The organism is Pseudomonas sp. S32 (genome assembly GCF_016648095.1).
In the GTDB taxonomy this organism is placed as follows: domain Bacteria; phylum Pseudomonadota; class Gammaproteobacteria; order Pseudomonadales; family Pseudomonadaceae; genus Aquipseudomonas; species Aquipseudomonas parafulva.
Map to the genome: position 1 here is coordinate 1 of NZ_JACVVF010000009.1, position 16,494 is coordinate 16,494.

Here is a 16,494-nt window from a genome sequence, read left to right on the forward strand (position 1 = left end):
CCCCCCCCCCCCCCCCCCCCCCCCCCCCCGGCCGCCCCCGAAGCGGGAGCCGGGCTCCAGCAGGAAGTCCATCTCTTCGCTGGTACTCGGCCGCTCCAGCACCAGGTTGCGGTGCGGGAACCGGCCAAAGCGCTCGATCACACGCTGATGCTGCTCGGCGTAATCCAGAAACCCTTCGAACAGCCGGCGGTTGGGCTCAGGCTGCTCTTCCAGCAGCATCTGATAACGCTCCACGCACAGGTTCTGCCAGTCCAGCACTTCGGCATGCTCCAGCACCAGCAGCACGAACACCCGCTGGATAGGCAGCAACTGGTAGTCCCAGCCCTTCTGCAAGCCTTGCATGGCCACCACCTGGGCACGACGATCGCCCTCGAAGGCACGCGGCGTATCGCGGTAGAGCATGCGTGGCAACTGGTCCAGCAGTATCAGCAGCCCCAGCCAGCCCTGCGGGCTTTGCTGCCACTCGTCGAGCCCGCCCGCCAGGGCCTGCTCCACGAGTTCGCCGAACAGCGCATGCGCCTCGGCATCGTGCTGCTTGCCGAACCACTGCGCGCTTTTCTCGTCAGCCACGGCCTGGGCATTGCTGCCCCAACCGAACCACCACTCCAGCAACGGCTGCCAAGGTGCGAGCATGACTTACTCCTTGTGGTAGGCGGTTACGCGCTCGACCTCTTGCTTCGAGCCGAGGATCACCGACACACGCTGGTGCAGGCTGTCTGGCTGAATATCGAGGATGCGGTCGTAACCATTGGTGGAAGCGCCGCCGGCCTGTTCGATGATGAACGACATCGGGTTGGCTTCGTACATCAGGCGCAGCTTGCCCGGCTTGCTTGGGTCGCGGGCATCACGCGGGTACATGAACAGGCCGCCACGGGTCAGGATGCGGTGCACGTCGGCAACCATCGAGGCGATCCAGCGCATGTTGTAGTTCTTCTTCAACGGCCCGGTTTCACCCGCCAGCAGCTCGTCCACATAACGCTGTACCGGGGCTTCCCAGTGGCGCTGGTTGGACATGTTGATGGCGAACTCCGCGGTGGTTTCAGGCACCTGGATGTTCTCATGGGTCAGCACGAAGCTGCCCAGCTCACGGTCCAGGGTGAAGCCTTTTACGCCGTTGCCCAGGGTCAGGATCAGCATGGTCTGCGGGCCATAGATGGCGTAACCCGCCGCAACCTGCTGGGTGCCTGGTTGCAGGAATGCGTTTTCGTTCAGGGTTTCGTTCTGGCTCAGGTACTCGGTTGGGCAACGCAGTACCGAGAAGATGGTGCCTACCGACACGTTGACGTCGATGTTGGACGAGCCGTCCAGCGGGTCGAACACCAGCAGGTAAGCACCCTTGGGGTAGCGCCCCGGGATCTGGTAGGCGTTGTCCATTTCTTCGGACGCCATGCCGGCCAGGTGACCGCCCCACTCGTTGGCTTCAAGCAGGATATCGTTGGAAATCACGTCCAGTTTCTTCTGGACTTCGCCTTGCACGTTTTCGGTGCCCATGCTGCCCAGCACGCCGCCGAGGGCGCCCTTGGACACGTGGTGGCTGATTTCCTTGCACGCACGCGCCACCACTTCGATCAGGAAGCGCAGATCGGCAGGGGTATTGTTGCTGCGGGTCTGCTCGATCAGATAGCGACTCAGGGTAACGCGGGACATGTATGGCTCCGAATGGATTGGGGATGAAAACCCACGCAGTTTACAGGGAGAGTGACAGCCTAGCGAGTCATGAGACTCGCCACGGCTGTCAGACGGCACATCAGGTCGGTAGTTCAGCGGCCGCTAGGCCGGTGGTCGGCATCCGGGCCTTCGCGGGTTCACCCGCGAAGGGCCCGGATCACTCCAGCGCCTTCCAGATTTCGGTCGCGTACTCCCTGATGGTGCGGTCCGACGAGAACCAGCCCATGCGCGCCGTGTTCAGCACCGCCATGCGCCACCACTGCTGCGGCTGGTGCCACAGGTCCTCGACACGCTGCTGCGCATCCCAGTACGCATCGAAGTCGGCGCACACAAGGAAGCGGTCGTAACCCACCAGCCCATCGATCAACCCCACATAGCGCGACGGATCATCCGGCGAGAACACCCCACCGCGGATCGCCTCCAGCACGTTGCCGAGGCGGCCGGATGCTGCAATGTCCTGCTCCGCGCCAAAGTCTCCGGCACGCTTGCGTGCCTCCACCTGCTGCGCGGTAAGGCCGAAGATGAACATGTTCTCGGCTCCCACCTGCTCACTCATCTCCACATTGGCGCCATCCAGTGTGCCAATGGTCAGGGCACCGTTGAGCCCGAACTTCATGTTGCTGGTACCGGACGCTTCGTAACCGGCGGTGGAGATCTGCTCGGACAGGTCCGCCGCCGGGATGATGCTCTCGGCCAGGCTGACGTTGTAGTTGGGCAGAAACACCACCTTGAGCCGGCCATGCACCGTGGGGTCGTTGTTCACCACCCGGGCAATATCGTTGGCCAGTTTGATGATCAGCTTGGCCTGGTGGTAGCTGGCAGCGGCCTTCCCGGCGAAAATCTTGACCCGGGGCACCCAGTTGGTGCTGGGGTCGTTGCGCATGGCCTGGTAGAGCGCCACGGTGTGCAGCAGGTTGAGCAACTGGCGCTTGTACTCGTGGATGCGCTTGACCTGCACGTCGAACATGGCCTCGGGGTTCACGGTGATGCCGAGGCGGTCCTGGATGATGCTGGCCAGTGCCCGCTTGCTGTGCAGCCGCTGGGCGGCGAATTGCCGGCAGAAGCTGGGCTTGTCCGCAAACGGCACCAGGCCGGCCAGGCGCCCCTCGGGGTCGTCCAGCAGCTCGGGCCCGAGTGCCTCCACCAGCATGCCGGTCAGCTGCGGGTTGGACTGGTACAGCCAGCGGCGGAACGTGATGCCGTTGGTCTTGTTGTTGATGCGGTCGGGGTACAACTTGTGAAGCTCGGCGAACACCGTGCTCTTCATCAGTTGGCTGTGCAGCGCCGACACGCCGTTGACGCTGTGCGAGCCCAAGAACGCCAGGTTGCCCATGCGCACCCGGCGGCCGTTGTCTTCCTCGATCAGCGACACGGCCCGCAACACGTCGAAGTCATGGGTGCCTTTGGCCCGCAGGGCATCGATGTGGTAGGCGTTGATTAGGTAGATGATCTGCATGTGCCGCGGCAGCATGCGTTCCATCAGCGCCACCGGCCAGGTTTCCAACGCCTCGGGCAGCAAGGTGTGGTTGGTGTAGGCCAGGGTACCTACGGTCAGCTCCCAGGCGGTATCCCACGGGATCTCGTGCTGGTCGACCAGCAGGCGCATCAATTCGGCAACCGCAATGGACGGGTGGGTGTCGTTCAGCTGAATAGCCGCGGCATCGGGCAGGTTGAGCAGGCTGTCGTGCATGTTCAGGTGGCGGCGCAGCAGGTCTTGCAACGAAGCCGATACGAAAAAGTATTCCTGGCGCAGGCGCAGTTCCTGCCCCGCTTCGGTGCTGTCGGCCGGGTAAAGCACCCGCGAGATGCTTTCGGCGCGGGCCACTTCGGCCACTGCACCCAGGTGGTCACCGGCATTGAAGCGCTCCAGGTGCAGCTCTTCCAGCGCCCGTGCACGCCACAGGCGCAGGGTATTGACGCTGGAACCGCGCCAGCCCACCACGGGGGTGTCGTAGGCAACTGCCCGCACGGTTTCACCCGGCGTCCACACCTGGCGCGCATTGCCATGGGCGTCGTGCAGCGTTTCGACGCTGCCACCAAAACTGATCGGGTAGATCACTTCGGCCCGCTCGAACTCCCAGGGGTTGCCGAAATCCAGCCAGTTCTCGGTCTGCTCCTGCTGCCAGCCGTCCACCATCGCCTGCCGGAACAACCCGTGCTCGTAGCGGATACCATAGCCATGCGCAGCGATGCCCAAGGTCGACATGCTTTCCATGAAGCACGCTGCCAGGCGGCCCAGGCCGCCGTTACCCAACGCGGCATCTGGCTCGAGCAGGCGAATGCGCTCCAGGTCCACGTCCAACCCTTCCAGGGCATCACGGGCGATGTCCAGCAGGCCGAGATTGCTCAGGCTGTCGTAGAGCAGGCGGCCGATGAGGAACTCGAGGGAGAGGTAATACACCCGCTTCTGGCTGCGTCGGTACGACTGCCGCGTGTGGTCCATCCAGTGGTCGACCATGTGGTCGCGCGCCGCCAGGGCAATGGCTTCGAACCAGTCGTGGTCAAAGGCATGCTCCGGGTCCTTGCCGACCGCGTAGGTGAGTTTATCCAGCACGGCGGCGCGAAAATCCGCGACTTCAGCGTCTCGAGCGTTGGGTTCCTGGGACATGCGGCATCCTCGGGCGAATAGACGAAAGCGGAATGCAAATGTTGAGCCTAGACGCTTCGACCGGGCACAACGGCCAGTGTTCGCGATTTTCATCAGGCACACTGCATTTGGTCAAAAGGTTGTTCATAAATTGAGCGATTCCGGTATCATCGCGCGCCCCAAGACCGTGATCCACCCTAAAAACGATGAAAACGACCCTGATCGCCGCTGCCGAAGTCGACCGCCTGGAAACCTGGCAGCGCTATGCCAGCCATATGTGTGGTGGCTGCCATTCCACCTGCTGCACCTTGCCGGTCGAGGTCAAGATCAAGGATCTGATCCGTATCGGTGTGGTGGATGAGTTCGAAAAAGACGAACCTCCCAAGAACGTGGCCAAGCGCCTGCAGAAAGAAGGCATCATCGAGCGCTTCAACCAGAAGTCCGGGATCTTCACCCTGACCCGGATGAGCAATGATGACTGCATGTATCTGGATCGTAAGAGCCGCCTGTGCACCATTTATGACAAGCGCCCAGACACCTGCCGCAATCACCCCAAGGTTGGCCCGCGGCCGGGGTATTGCGCGTACAAGCCCAAGGTGGTCGGGCGCTGATCGTTAGCCTGGACCGGCCTCTTCGCGGGTGAACCCGCTCCCACAGTGGCTTCACAGGCCCTGATCATTGCAGAGATCGTGTGGGAGCGGGTTTACCCGCGAAGAGGCCAGCCCCGACAGCACAATTCCTGAAGGCACAAAAAAACGCCCCCGGCCTTTCGACCGGGGGCGTTTTCATTCAGCCTGAGCTAACTCAGTTCTTGGCTTTTTTGGCAGCGCGGGTACGCTCGCCTTCGTCCAGGATCTTCTTGCGCAGACGGATCGACTTCGGCGTCACTTCGCACAGCTCGTCATCCTGGATGAATTCCAGGGCCTGTTCCAGGGTGTGGCGAACCGGCGGCACCAGGGCGATGACTTCGTCTTTGCCCGAAGCACGCATGTTGTCGAGCTTCTTGCCTTTGGTCGGGTTCACGCCCAGGTCGTTGTCACGGCTGTTCAGGCCGATGATCTGGCCACCGTAGATTTCCTGGCCGTGCTCGACGAACAGCTTGCCGCGCGCCTGCAGGGTTTCCAGCGAGTAGGTCAGTGCCTTGCCGGTTTCGACCGAAACCAGAACGCCGTTCAGACGGCCAGACATCTGGCCCGACTTCATGGTGTCGTAGCGGTCGAAGATCGAGGTCAGGATGCCTGCACCGTTGGTCAGGGTCAGGAACTGGTTACGGAAACCGATCAGACCACGGGCCGGGATGTTGTACTCCAGGCGGACACGGCCTTTGCCATCCGGCACCATGTTGGTCAGGTCGCCCTTACGCAGGCCCATCTCTTCCATGACCTTGCCCTGGGATTCTTCAGGGATATCGATGGTCACGTTTTCGAACGGTTCCTGCTTCACGCCATCCACTTCGCGGATGATCACTTCAGGGCGGCCTACGGCCATCTCGAAGCCTTCGCGGCGCATGGTTTCGATCAGTACCGACAGGTGCAGTTCACCACGGCCCGACACCTTGAACTTGTCTGGGGAGTCGGTTTCCTGAACGCGCAGGGCTACGTTGTACAGCAGCTCCTTGTCCAGACGATCCTTGATGTTACGGCTGGTGACGAACTTGCCTTCCTTGCCGCAGAACGGCGAGTCGTTGACCTGGAAGGTCATCGAAACGGTTGGCTCGTCAACGGTCAGCGGCTTCATCGCCTCTACCGCGTCCGGTGCACACAGGGTGTCGGAAATGAACAGCTCGTCGAAACCGCTGATGCAGACGATGTCGCCAGCCTGAGCTTCTTCGACGTCAACACGGTGCAGGCCGTGGTGACCCATCAGTTTCAGGATACGGCCGTTGCGCTTCTTGCCGTCGGTGTCGATGGCCACAACCGGGGTGTTCGGCTTGACGCGGCCACGGGCGATGCGGCCAACGCCGATTACGCCGAGGAAGCTGTTGTAGTCCAGTGCGGAGATCTGCATCTGGAACGGGCCGTCACGGTCAACCGAAGGCGCAGGCACGTTGTCGATGATCGACTGGTACAGGGCCGTCATGTCTTCGCCCATTTCGGTGTGGTCCAGGCCGGCGATGCCGTTCAGGGCCGAGGCGTAGACGACTTTGAAGTCCAGCTGTTCATCGGTGGCACCGAGGTTGTCGAACAGGTCGAAGATCTGGTCCAGAACCCAGTCAGGACGCGCGCCCGGGCGGTCGACCTTGTTGATCACAACGATCGGCTTCAGGCCGGCTTCGAAGGCCTTCTTGGTCACGAAGCGGGTTTGCGGCATAGGGCCGTCCTGGGCGTCGACCAGCAGCAGCACGGAGTCGACCATCGACATCACACGCTCAACCTCGCCACCGAAGTCGGCGTGGCCGGGGGTGTCGACGATGTTGATGTGGTAGCCGTTCCAGTTGATGGCGGTGTTTTTCGCCAGAATGGTAATGCCGCGCTCTTTTTCCTGGTCGTTGGAGTCCATCACGCGCTCGTCGTTGAGCTCGTTACGTTCCAGGGTGCCGGACTGGCGCAGGAGTTTGTCGACCAGGGTGGTTTTACCATGGTCAACGTGGGCGATGATGGCGATGTTACGCAGATTTTCGATCACAACTGTATCTCGATCAGAGGATTCGGTTGCCGCCAGTGTAGGCGGCGAATAGGTATGCTTTGCGGCTCAGCGGGCCCGCAGGTCGGGAGGGCGATGGCGGATGCTGCCGCCATACAGCCCTGGCGTCTTATGCCGGACGATAAACACGCACATTGGCATGTCCCTCACTGAGCAGGTGGTGTGCGTGCAAACGGCTCATCACACCTTTGTCGCAATACAGCAAGTACTGGCGCGTGGGGTCCAGGTGCTTGAACTTGCTGTTGATGGCATAGAACGGCATGGCCTGGACTTCGATCCCGTCGATAAGCAGGGGTTCGTCTTCCTGGGCATCGGGGTGACGGATGTCGATGATGATCTGACCCGGCAGAGCCTCGGCCACTTCCTCGATTTCGATGTCCTTGCCCAGCTCGTCGATCACATGGTCGATGGAGATGAACTTGGCGCGCTCGATGGCGCGCTCCAGCACCTGCATCTCGAACTGCTTTTCTTCGTGCTCCATGCGGTGGCGTTTGGCATGGGTAGTCGGGTTCACCGAGATGACGCCGCAGTACTCGGGCATGTGCTTGGCGAAATCGGCGGTGCCGATGGCGTAGGCCTGGTCGATGATGTCCTGCTTGTGGGTGGCCAGCAGCGGGCGCAGCACGAGCTTGTCGGTAGCCGAATCGATGATCGACAGGTTGGGCAGGGTCTGGCTGGACACCTGGGAAATCGCCTCGCCGGTCACCAGCGCGTCGATGTCCAGGCGCTCGGCCATGCGCGCAGCAGCGCGCAGCATCATGCGCTTGAGGGTCACGCCCATGTAGCTGTTGTCGACCTTGTTGAGGATCTCGCCGACCACTTCCTCGAACGGCACGCTGATGAACAGCACGCGCTGGCTACTGCCATACTTCTTCCACAGGAAGTGGGCCACTTCCATCACCCCCAGCTCGTGGGCACGGCCGCCGAGGTTGAAGAAGCAGAAGTGGGTCATCAGGCCGCGGCGCATCATCTGGTAGGCCGCCACGGTGGAGTCGAAACCACCGGACATCAGCACCAGCGTCTGCTCCAGCGCACCCAGCGGATAACCGCCGATGCCCTGGTGCTGGCTGTGAATCACGTACAGGCGCTGGTCGCGGATTTCGATGCGCACCAGCACTTCGGGGTTCTTCAGCGTGATACCGGCCGCACCGCACTGCTGGCGCAGCTGGCTGCCGACGTAACGGTCGACGTCCATCGAGGTGAAATCGTGATGGCCACCGCGCTTGCAGCGTACGGCGAAGTGCTTGCCGGCCAGCAGGTGGCCGAAATGGTGCTTGCACTTGGCGACGATATCGTCGAAGTCGCCCAGTGGGTATTGCTCGACCTGCAGGAAGTGGGTGATACCCGGGGTGCAGGTAAGGCGCTCGATGATCTCGCGCTGGACCTTTTCGTCCTCGATGCGGGTGACCACTTCGAGATTGTCCCAGACACCATCGACCGCGAGCTCAGGGTCGAGGTCCTTGAGCACGTTGCGGATGTTCTTGGCCAGCTGGCGGATGAAGCGCTTGCGCACCGGCCGGCTCTTGATGGTGATCTCTGGAAAGACTTTGACGATAAGTTTCATTGGTCTACAGCGCGCACTGGGCCTGCCGAAAATGAGGGGCGCGAATTATAGCGGAAGTTGCTCAGCTTTTGACCAACTTTTGGTCAGAAGCGCCAATATTAATGCAACGCCCTCTATCGTAGGAGCGCGTAGGAGCGAGCGCAGCTCGCGATAGCCCCCACACGATAGCCCTGGAAAATGCAATCGCGAGCTGCGCTCGCTCCTACATAAAGATGCAACGCACCATTGCGGTGCACCACAGGAAAATTACGCATGCTAATGGTGCAAAGCTTGCCCTAAGCCTGTCTCCAGATGCCCAAGAACGCCCCCTTGTGTCCAGACCTCGCCATTTTCGGGCACTGGCATGCAATTTGCTCCCTTGTGAGGCAGGTAAGCTTGGCCGACTATCCGCGCCCGGCAACACCCTTTTTCCAGGGCCGCGGCCAACCGTGCCCTAGACCATCCGGAGGACAACATGTCGAAGTCGGTTCAACTCATCAAAGATCATGACGTCAAGTGGATTGATCTGCGTTTCACGGACACCAAAGGCACTCAGCACCACGTGACCATGCCGGCGCGTGATGCGCTGGACGACGATTTCTTCGAAGTCGGCAAGATGTTCGACGGCTCCTCCATCGCTGGCTGGAAAGGCATCGAAGCCTCCGACATGATCCTGATGCCGGTCGACGAAACCGCCGTGCTCGACCCGTTCACCGAAGAGCCCACCCTGATCATCACCTGCGACATCGTCGACCCGTCGAGCATGCAGGGCTACGACCGTGACCCACGCGCCATCGCCAAGCGCGCCGAGGAATACCTCAAGAGCACCGGCATTGGTGACACCGTCTTCGCAGGCCCGGAGCCTGAGTTCTTCATCTTCGATGAAGTGAAGTTCCAGTCGGACATTTCCGGCTCGATGTTCAAAATCTTCTCCGAGCAAGGCTCGTGGATGACCGGTGCCGATATCGAAGGCGGCAACAAAGGCCACCGCCCAGGCGTGAAAGGCGGCTATTTCCCGGTTCCGCCGTTCGACCACGACCACGAAATCCGTACTGCCATGTGCAACGCACTGGAAGAAATGGGCCAGACCGTCGAAGTTCACCACCACGAAGTGGCCACCGCGGGCCAGAACGAAATCGGCGTCAAGTTCAACACCCTGGTGAAGAAGGCTGACGAAGTACAGGCCCTGAAATACGTCGTGCACAACGTTGCCGACGCCTACGGCCGTACCGCTACCTTCATGCCCAAGCCGCTGTACGGCGATAACGGCTCGGGCATGCACGTGCACATGTCGATCTGGAAGGAAGGCAAGAACACCTTCGCGGGCGAAGGCTATGCTGGCCTGTCCGACACCGCCCTGTACTTCATCGGCGGCATCATCAAGCACGGTAAGGCCCTGAACGGCTTCACCAACCCGTCCACCAACTCCTACAAGCGTCTGGTCCCAGGCTTCGAAGCCCCGGTAATGCTGGCCTACTCGGCACGCAACCGCTCGGCCTCGATCCGTATCCCCTACGTCGGCAGCCCGAAAGCCCGCCGTATCGAAGCGCGCTTCCCGGACCCATCGGCCAACCCGTACCTGGCCTTTGCAGCCCTGCTGATGGCTGGCCTGGACGGCATCCAGAACAAGATCCACCCAGGCGATGCGGCGGATAAGAACCTGTATGACCTGCCGCCCGAAGAGGCCAAGGACATTCCGCAAGTGTGCGGCAGCCTGAAAGAAGCCCTGGAAGAACTGGACAAAGGCCGTGCGTTCCTGACCAAGGGCGGCGTGTTCTCCGACGACTTCATCGATGCCTTCATCGAACTGAAGAGCGAAGAAGAGATCAAGGTCCGTACCTTCGTTCACCCACTGGAATACGAGCTGTACTACAGCTGCTGATGACCTGATCGGCGCCTGGCGTCGGTAACAGCATCAAAACGGCCTCCCTCGGGGGGCCGTTCTCGTTTTGCCTTCAAGCATTTCAGAACCCTCCTACCCCGGGAACACCACGGCAGCTACCACACTGGAGCCTTCATACACAGGAGGTTTTCCATGCGCTACCGTTCACTCGCCCTACTCGCTGCCTGCACCCTCGCCGGCTGCACATCCATCAGCGCACCCAATGGGGTGTTCGACCCACTGCTCGACAGCATCGAGCGGCGCCTGGCCGTCGCCGAAGCAGTGGCGCTGCACAAATGGGACAACAAACAACCCGTGCAGGCCACCGAGCGCGAGCAACAGGTACTGGCCAGCGTGCGCCAGGCCGCACCAGCCTTGGGCTTGGCGCCACAACGCGCCGAGGCGTTCTTCGCCGACCAGATGGAAGCCAACAAGCTGGTGCAATACACCTTGCTGTCCCAATGGCACCTGGCGGGCCAGGCGCCAGACACCCAGCGCCTGGACCTGACCGCAGTCATCCGCCCACGGTTGGACGAACTGCAGGCTGACTTGCTGGCGAAGCTGGCCGCCTTCGACCAACGCCCTGTACCAGGCTGCGCGGCGCAGCTTGCCGTTGCCATCGCCAACAGGCCGCTACTGCCAGCGGCGCAACATGCGTTGATCCGCGCTACCGGCCAGCTATGCGATCGCCCGTGAACTCACTATGCTCCATTATGGTGCGCGCCACGTGCAGTTGCACTTCGCGGCCACCCAAAAAAGGTCGTCTGAAACGATAAACCTGAACATCTTGGTGCGTAGTCGAACCTAATAAGGCGTTTTTCGGCTTATTCCGCTTCTTTTCGGGGCCTTGGTTTGTTTCTTGCATTTTCATGGCGACTGCAACAGTGGAAACCCCGTGCCTTGGCCGGTCCACGTTTTGCCAGACAGCCCCGAAAGAGGTCGACGACGCCTTATGACCATCAGTGATGCACAGCACCGTCTGCTTCTGGACAACCTCACCACCGCCACCTTGCTGCTCAATGCCGAGTTGCGGTTGGAATACATGAACCCGGCCGCCGAGATGCTGCTGGCCGTCAGCGGCCAGCGCAGCCATGGGCAGTTCATCAGCGAATTGTTCACCGAGTCTGCCGAGGCCCTGGGCTCGCTGCGCCAAGCGGTAGAGCAGGCTCACCCGTTCACCAAGCGCGAAGCCCAACTGACCTCGTTGACCGGCCAGACCATTACCGTGGACTACGCCGTTACCCCCATCCTGCACCTGGGCCAGACGCTGCTGCTGCTGGAGGTGCACCCCCGTGACCGGCTGCTGCGCATCACCAAGGAAGAGGCCCAGCTAAGCAAGCAGGAAACCACCAAACTGCTGGTGCGCGGGCTGGCCCACGAGATCAAGAACCCGCTGGGCGGCATCCGGGGGGCCGCGCAGTTGCTGGCGCGCGAACTGCCTGAAGAGAGCCTGCGCGACTACACCAACGTGATCATCGAAGAAGCAGACCGCCTGCGTAACCTCGTTGACCGCATGCTGGGCTCCAACAAGTTGCCGTCGCTGGCCATGACCAACATCCACGAAGTTCTGGAAAGGGTCTGCAGCCTGGTGGATGCCGAGAGCCAGGGGTGCATCACGCTGGTGCGCGACTATGACCCTAGCCTGCCGGACGTCTTGATCGACCGCGAACAGATGATCCAGGCAGTGCTCAATATCGTGCGCAACGCCATGCAGGCGATCAGTTCGCAAAACGAGCTGCGCCTGGGCCGCATCACCCTGCGCAGCCGTGCCCTGCGCCAGTTCACCATCGGCCATGTGCGCCATAGGCTGGTGGCGAGGGTCGAGATCATCGACAACGGGCCCGGCATTGCAGCGGAACTGCAGGACACCCTCTTCTACCCCATGGTCAGTGGTCGCCCGGACGGTACCGGGCTGGGCCTGGCCATTACCCAGAACATCATCAGCCAGCACCAGGGGCTGATCGAGTGCGAAAGCCACGCGGGCCATACCGCATTTTCCATTTACCTGCCCCTGGAACAAGGAGCCAACGCCTCATGAGCCGAAGTGAAACCGTATGGATCGTCGACGATGATCGCTCCATTCGCTGGGTGCTGGAAAAAGCCCTGCAACAAGAAGGCATGACCACCCAGAGCTTCGACAGCGCCGATGGGGTGATGGGCCGGCTGGCACGCCAGCAGCCCGACGTGATCATTTCCGATATCCGCATGCCCGGTTCCAGCGGCCTGGAACTGCTCGCCCAGATTCGCGAACAGCACCCACGCCTGCCGGTCATCATCATGACCGCGCACTCCGACCTGGACAGCGCCGTGGCGTCGTACCAGGGCGGTGCGTTCGAGTACCTGCCCAAGCCATTCGATGTGGACGAGGCGGTTGCGCTGGTCAAGCGTGCCAACCAGCACGCCCAGGAACAACATGGGCTGGACGTGCCACAAAGCCTGGCCCGCACCCCTGAAATCATCGGCGAAGCGCCGGCGATGCAAGAGGTGTTTCGCGCCATTGGCCGCCTGAGCCACTCCAACATCACGGTGCTGATCAACGGCGAATCGGGTACTGGCAAGGAACTGGTCGCCCACGCACTGCACCGCCACAGCCCGCGGGCTGCCTCACCGTTCATCGCCCTGAACATGGCAGCCATCCCCAAGGACCTGATGGAGTCCGAGCTGTTCGGCCACGAAAAAGGCGCGTTCACCGGGGCGGCCAACCTGCGCCGCGGCCGCTTCGAGCAGGCCGACGGGGGCACCTTGTTCCTCGACGAAATCGGCGATATGCCAGCCGACACCCAAACCCGCCTGCTGCGGGTGCTGGCGGACGGCGAATTCTACCGAGTGGGGGGCCACATACCGGTCAAGGTCGATGTGCGCATCATCGCGGCTACCCACCAGAACCTGGAATCGCTGGTGCAAGCCGGGAAGTTTCGTGAAGACCTGTTCCACCGCCTGAACGTGATCCGCATCCACATCCCGCGGCTGGCCGATCGCCGTGAAGACATCCCGGCCCTTGCCCGGCATTTTCTGGCCCGCGCCGCCCAGGAACTGGCGGTGGAGCCGAAAGTGCTCAAGCCGGAGACAGAGGAGTTCATCCGCAACCTGCCCTGGCCTGGCAACGTGCGGCAGATGGAGAACACCTGCCGCTGGATCACGGTCATGGCGTCCAGCCGTGAAGTGCTGATCGGCGACCTGCCACCGGAGCTGTTGAACCTGCCGCAGGATGCTGCGCCGGTGACCAACTGGGAGCAGGCGCTACGCCAGTGGGCCGACCAGGCCCTGGCCCGTGGGCAGTCGAACCTGCTGGACAGCGCCGTGCCCAGCTTCGAGCGGATCATGATCGAGACAGCGCTGAAACACACTGCAGGTCGCCGCCGTGATGCCGCATTGCTGCTGGGCTGGGGGCGCAACACCCTGACCCGCAAGATCAAGGAGCTGGGCATGAACGTGGCCGGTGCCGACGACGAGGAAGGCGACGAGCACTGAAACCCACCTGCCGGGGCCATTGCGCAGCCCCGGCACCCGCCTGCACCGATCCTGTGCCCCGTGCACCGCACCAAGGCACGATCCCCCTCAAAACCTGGCAGATTCCCCCTGAAAGCCCAGTATTCACGTGCTTCTCAAAACTGGCACGACCCCTGCAATAGCCTTGGTAACTCCAGTTTCGGGGGCCCTGGTACAGGCAGGCCGGGTGACCCCTCTTTTATTCGCGACATCCTGTTTTTCGGGGGACCTTGGTACAGGCAGGCCGAGATATCCCCTCTTTTATTCGTGCAGGGTCACCTGCAGCCGCCACCGCCCACCGGCCGAGGCGCCGGCCCACTCGCCGTGCAGGGCGCGCGCGGCCACCACCGTGAGCAGCAAGCCTTCCTGGCTCTGCTGCACCCGCCAGCTCGCCGGCTTGCCGTGCACCGTAAGCCGCCCCTGCCCGGCCTTGCCCGTGGCCTGAAACAGCAACGCCACAGTGCCCTCGACGTTCTCGCCATGCAGCTTGGGTTCTTCGTTGAACCACAATGCCAGGCCATCCTGCACAATCTCGATCTGCTGCAGCTCGCGTGCTTGCGGCGCGGTGAGGCGGCCGATCATCAACCCCACCATGACGCCGACAATCGCCAGCGACAGCATTACCCGCGGGAACGCTTTCGAACGCACATCCGGTTCAGGGGTAGAATGCCCGTCATCTTCATGCCTGGAGCCGTGCATGTTTCACGTCATCCTTTTTCAACCCGAAATTCCGCCGAATACCGGCAACATCATCCGCCTGTGTGCCAACAGCGGCTGCCACCTTCACCTGATCGAACCCATCAGTTTCGAACTGGACGACAAACGCCTGCGCCGTGCCGGGCTGGATTACCACGAGTATGCCACGCTCAAGCGCCACCCGAGCCTCGAGGCTTGCCTGGAGAGCCTGGGCGGCCCGAGGCTGTTCGCCTTCACCACCAAGGGTTCGCACCCATTCCACGAGGTGGCCTACCAGCCTGGCGATGCGTTTCTGTTTGGGCCAGAAAGCCGAGGCTTGCCGGGCGAGGTGCTGGACAGCCTGCCCGCCGAACAACGCCTGCGCCTGCCGATGCGGCCGGGGTGCCGTAGCCTGAACCTGTCCAATACCGTGGCGGTGACGGTTTACGAGGCGTGGCGGCAGAATGGGTTTGCCGGAAGCTGATGGTTAGCCTGCAAGGGCCCTTTCGCGGGTGAACCCGCTCCCACCGAAATTCCTGGGTAGCACCATTCCAGTGGGAGCGGGTTTACCCGCGAAGAGGCCCTTGCAGGCAATAAAAAAGCGCCCCGAGAGGCGCTTTTGCACAGGCAGCAGCTGTTACTGCGCAGCAGGCACTTCGCCCGCTTCCTGCATGCGCTGCATTTCTTGCGCGTACAGAGCGTCGAAGTTGACCGGCGACAGCATCAGGGCCGGGAACGAGCCACGGGTTACCAGGCTGTCCAGGGTTTCGCGCGCGTAGGGGAACAGGATGTTCGGGCAGAATGCGCCCAGAGTGTGGCTCATGGAAGCGGCATCCAGGTTCTTGATCAGGAAGATACCCGCCTGCTGCACTTCAGCGATGAACGCCACTTCGTCACCGTTCTTGACGGTAACCGACAGGGTCAGTACCACCTCGTGGAAGTCACCTTCCAGCGCTTTCTGCTTGGTGTTCAGGTCCAGGCCGACGCTCGGCTCCCAGGTCTGACGGAAGATCTGCGGGCTTTTCGGGGCTTCGAACGACAGGTCACGCACATAGATGCGCTGCAGGGAGAACTGAGGGCTGTTGTCTTCTGCAGCAGCGCCGTTGGTCTGTTGGTCAGTCATGGCAGATCCTTATCCTAGTGTTTTGGAGTGCAGTGCAAATCAGGCCGCCAGCAGTGCGTCGAGCTTGCCGGCGCGCTCCAGGGCGTAGAGGTCATCGCATCCACCGACGTGGGTGCTGCCGATCCAGATCTGCGGCACCGATGTGCGGCCAGCCTTCTGGGCCATTTCGGCGCGCAGCTGCGGCTTGCCATCGACCTTGATTTCCTCGAATGCAACGCCCTTGCTCTCGAGCAGGTACTTGGCGCGCATGCAGTAGGGGCAGTAGTCGCTGGAATAGACGATGACGGGTTTCATATCACTTCACCAAAGGCAGGTTATCGGCTTTCCAGCTGGACACGCCACCGCTGAGCTTGGCAGCGTTGTAACCAGCCTTGAGCAGATCGCGGCACACGGTGCCGGACTGCTGGCCCATCGCGTCGACCACGATGAGGGTTTTTTCCTTGTGCTTGTCCAGCTCGGTCATGCGGCTGGCCAGCTTGTCCTGGGGGATGTTCACCGCACCGACGATGTGGCCGGCGGTGTACTCCTTGGCCGGGCGGATATCAATGACCAAGCCCTTGTCGGCATTGACCAGGGCGGTGAGTTGGCCATTGCTCAGGCTCTGCCCGCCACGACGGATTTCATTGACCAGCAAAGCGACCAGCAGAACAACGAAGATCGCCACCAGTAGGTAGTGGTTTGTCGCAAATTGAATCAGGTTAGCAACCATCTGGGGTGTTCCACGCGATAGAAAATGCCGGCCAGTATACACACCCCCTGTGTGGCACCAAAGCCCGACGGCCCGGCCATCAAAGCGCTTTCATGGGGCCAGGCCAGGTGCGCCGGTCGGCGGAAGGGACGATTATTCGCCCGCGATGGCGCATTTGCCCTAAAATGCGTGTCTT

Annotated in this window: 15 protein-coding genes; 6 read left to right on the forward strand and 9 right to left on the reverse strand. The window is 61.7% G+C overall.

What is annotated here, in order from left to right:
* The 3 genes from IAE38_RS06960 to IAE38_RS06970 all read right to left on the reverse strand — a co-directional run.
* On the reverse strand, positions 1-633 hold a 633-nt coding region (locus IAE38_RS06960), incomplete at its 3' end, for a DUF924 family protein (protein WP_201216745.1).
* Between the two features lie 3 nt (positions 634-636).
* The gene (locus tag IAE38_RS06965; protein WP_028631971.1) at positions 637-1,647 is read right to left on the reverse strand and encodes a class 1 fructose-bisphosphatase; all 1,011 of its coding nucleotides are present in this window, start codon (positions 1,645-1,647) and stop codon (positions 637-639) included.
* A gap of 178 nt (positions 1,648-1,825) precedes the next feature.
* The gene (locus tag IAE38_RS06970) at positions 1,826-4,276 is read right to left on the reverse strand and encodes a glycogen/starch/alpha-glucan phosphorylase (RefSeq protein WP_201165438.1); all 2,451 of its coding nucleotides are present in this window, start codon (positions 4,274-4,276) and stop codon (positions 1,826-1,828) included.
* 185 nt (positions 4,277-4,461) lie between these two features.
* Here IAE38_RS06970 and IAE38_RS06975 point away from each other — a divergent pair, with 185 nt between their 5' ends.
* Positions 4,462-4,866, forward strand: a complete 405-nt coding sequence (locus tag IAE38_RS06975; protein WP_016712459.1) for a YkgJ family cysteine cluster protein — start codon at positions 4,462-4,464, stop codon at positions 4,864-4,866.
* Between the two features lie 193 nt (positions 4,867-5,059).
* On the opposite strand, the gene typA is transcribed toward IAE38_RS06975, so the two are convergent.
* Complete coding sequence (typA, locus tag IAE38_RS06980; protein ID WP_028631973.1) at positions 5,060-6,880, reverse strand: translational GTPase TypA; 1,821 nt, start codon at positions 6,878-6,880, stop codon at positions 5,060-5,062.
* Positions 6,881-7,007: 127 nt separating this feature from the next.
* Positions 7,008-8,462 carry a tRNA uracil 4-sulfurtransferase ThiI gene (gene thiI / locus IAE38_RS06985; RefSeq protein WP_060480773.1) on the reverse strand — a complete coding sequence of 485 codons (1,455 nt, stop codon included), beginning with the start codon at positions 8,460-8,462 and terminating at the stop codon, positions 7,008-7,010.
* A gap of 454 nt (positions 8,463-8,916) precedes the next feature.
* Here thiI and glnA point away from each other — a divergent pair, with 454 nt between their 5' ends.
* From glnA to ntrC, 4 genes are all read left to right on the forward strand, one after another.
* Positions 8,917-10,323, forward strand: coding sequence for a type I glutamate--ammonia ligase (gene glnA / locus IAE38_RS06990; protein WP_060480774.1), 1,407 nt, complete (start codon positions 8,917-8,919; stop codon positions 10,321-10,323).
* Positions 10,324-10,476: 153 nt separating this feature from the next.
* Complete coding sequence (locus IAE38_RS06995; RefSeq protein WP_201216748.1) at positions 10,477-11,019, forward strand: chorismate mutase; 543 nt, start codon at positions 10,477-10,479, stop codon at positions 11,017-11,019.
* Positions 11,020-11,275: 256 nt separating this feature from the next.
* Positions 11,276-12,361: a nitrogen regulation protein NR(II) gene (gene glnL / locus IAE38_RS07000; protein ID WP_060480775.1), complete on the forward strand. Its 1,086-nt coding sequence runs from the start codon at positions 11,276-11,278 to the stop codon at positions 12,359-12,361.
* A complete protein-coding gene (ntrC, locus tag IAE38_RS07005) occupies positions 12,358-13,794 on the forward strand; it encodes a nitrogen regulation protein NR(I) (RefSeq protein ID WP_028631978.1) in 1,437 nt (478 codons plus the stop codon). The genes glnL and ntrC overlap by 4 nt, the downstream gene beginning before the upstream one ends.
* 279 nt (positions 13,795-14,073) lie before the next feature.
* Here ntrC and IAE38_RS07010 read toward each other — a convergent pair whose 3' ends face one another.
* On the reverse strand, positions 14,074-14,511 hold the full coding sequence (locus tag IAE38_RS07010; protein ID WP_201165446.1) for a hypothetical protein: 438 nt from the start codon (positions 14,509-14,511) through the stop codon (positions 14,074-14,076).
* On the opposite strand from IAE38_RS07010, the gene trmL reads away from it, so the two are divergent.
* Entirely contained in the window at positions 14,510-14,971 is a 462-nt protein-coding gene (gene trmL, locus IAE38_RS07015) for a tRNA (uridine(34)/cytosine(34)/5-carboxymethylaminomethyluridine(34)-2'-O)-methyltransferase TrmL (RefSeq protein WP_201216750.1), read from the forward strand. The two genes, IAE38_RS07010 and trmL, sit on opposite strands and share 2 nt — an antisense overlap.
* Before the next feature lie 153 nt (positions 14,972-15,124).
* Here the strand turns inward: trmL and secB are convergent, their stop codons facing one another.
* Genes secB through IAE38_RS07030 form a run of 3 tightly spaced genes read right to left on the reverse strand, consistent with a single transcriptional unit; the run spans position 15,125 to position 16,319 of the window.
* Positions 15,125-15,610 (reverse strand): protein-export chaperone SecB, encoded by a 486-nt coding sequence (gene secB, locus IAE38_RS07020; protein WP_028631981.1) that lies wholly within the window; start codon positions 15,608-15,610, stop codon positions 15,125-15,127.
* A 39-nt stretch (positions 15,611-15,649) separates the two neighbouring features.
* Positions 15,650-15,904 (reverse strand): glutaredoxin 3, encoded by a 255-nt coding sequence (gene grxC / locus IAE38_RS07025; protein WP_029886544.1) that lies wholly within the window; start codon positions 15,902-15,904, stop codon positions 15,650-15,652.
* A gap of 1 nt (position 15,905) precedes the next feature.
* Positions 15,906-16,319, reverse strand: coding sequence for a rhodanese-like domain-containing protein (locus IAE38_RS07030; RefSeq protein ID WP_028631983.1), 414 nt, complete (start codon positions 16,317-16,319; stop codon positions 15,906-15,908).
* Positions 16,320-16,494: the final 175 nt, after the last annotated feature.

Bases quoted from the DNA above. Each gene is read 5' to 3' on its own strand.
- IAE38_RS06965 (WP_028631971.1), bottom strand. From the start codon at position 1,647: ATGTCCCGCGTTACCCTGAGTCGCTATCTGATCGAGCAGACCCGCAGC.
- IAE38_RS06970 (WP_201165438.1), bottom strand. From the start codon at position 4,276: ATGTCCCAGGAACCCAACGCTCGAGACGCTGAAGTCGCGGATTTTCGC.
- IAE38_RS06975 (WP_016712459.1), top strand. From the start codon at position 4,462: ATGAAAACGACCCTGATCGCCGCTGCCGAAGTCGACCGCCTGGAAACC.
- thiI (WP_060480773.1), bottom strand. From the start codon at position 8,462: ATGAAACTTATCGTCAAAGTCTTTCCAGAGATCACCATCAAGAGCCGG.
- glnA (WP_060480774.1), top strand. From the start codon at position 8,917: ATGTCGAAGTCGGTTCAACTCATCAAAGATCATGACGTCAAGTGGATT.
- IAE38_RS06995 (WP_201216748.1), top strand. From the start codon at position 10,477: ATGCGCTACCGTTCACTCGCCCTACTCGCTGCCTGCACCCTCGCCGGC.
- glnL (WP_060480775.1), top strand. From the start codon at position 11,276: ATGACCATCAGTGATGCACAGCACCGTCTGCTTCTGGACAACCTCACC.
- ntrC (WP_028631978.1), top strand. From the start codon at position 12,358: ATGAGCCGAAGTGAAACCGTATGGATCGTCGACGATGATCGCTCCATT.
- trmL (WP_201216750.1), top strand. From the start codon at position 14,510: ATGTTTCACGTCATCCTTTTTCAACCCGAAATTCCGCCGAATACCGGC.
- IAE38_RS07010 (WP_201165446.1), bottom strand. From the start codon at position 14,511: ATGCACGGCTCCAGGCATGAAGATGACGGGCATTCTACCCCTGAACCG.
- secB (WP_028631981.1), bottom strand. From the start codon at position 15,610: ATGACTGACCAACAGACCAACGGCGCTGCTGCAGAAGACAACAGCCCT.
- grxC (WP_029886544.1), bottom strand. From the start codon at position 15,904: ATGAAACCCGTCATCGTCTATTCCAGCGACTACTGCCCCTACTGCATG.
- IAE38_RS07030 (WP_028631983.1), bottom strand. From the start codon at position 16,319: ATGGTTGCTAACCTGATTCAATTTGCGACAAACCACTACCTACTGGTG.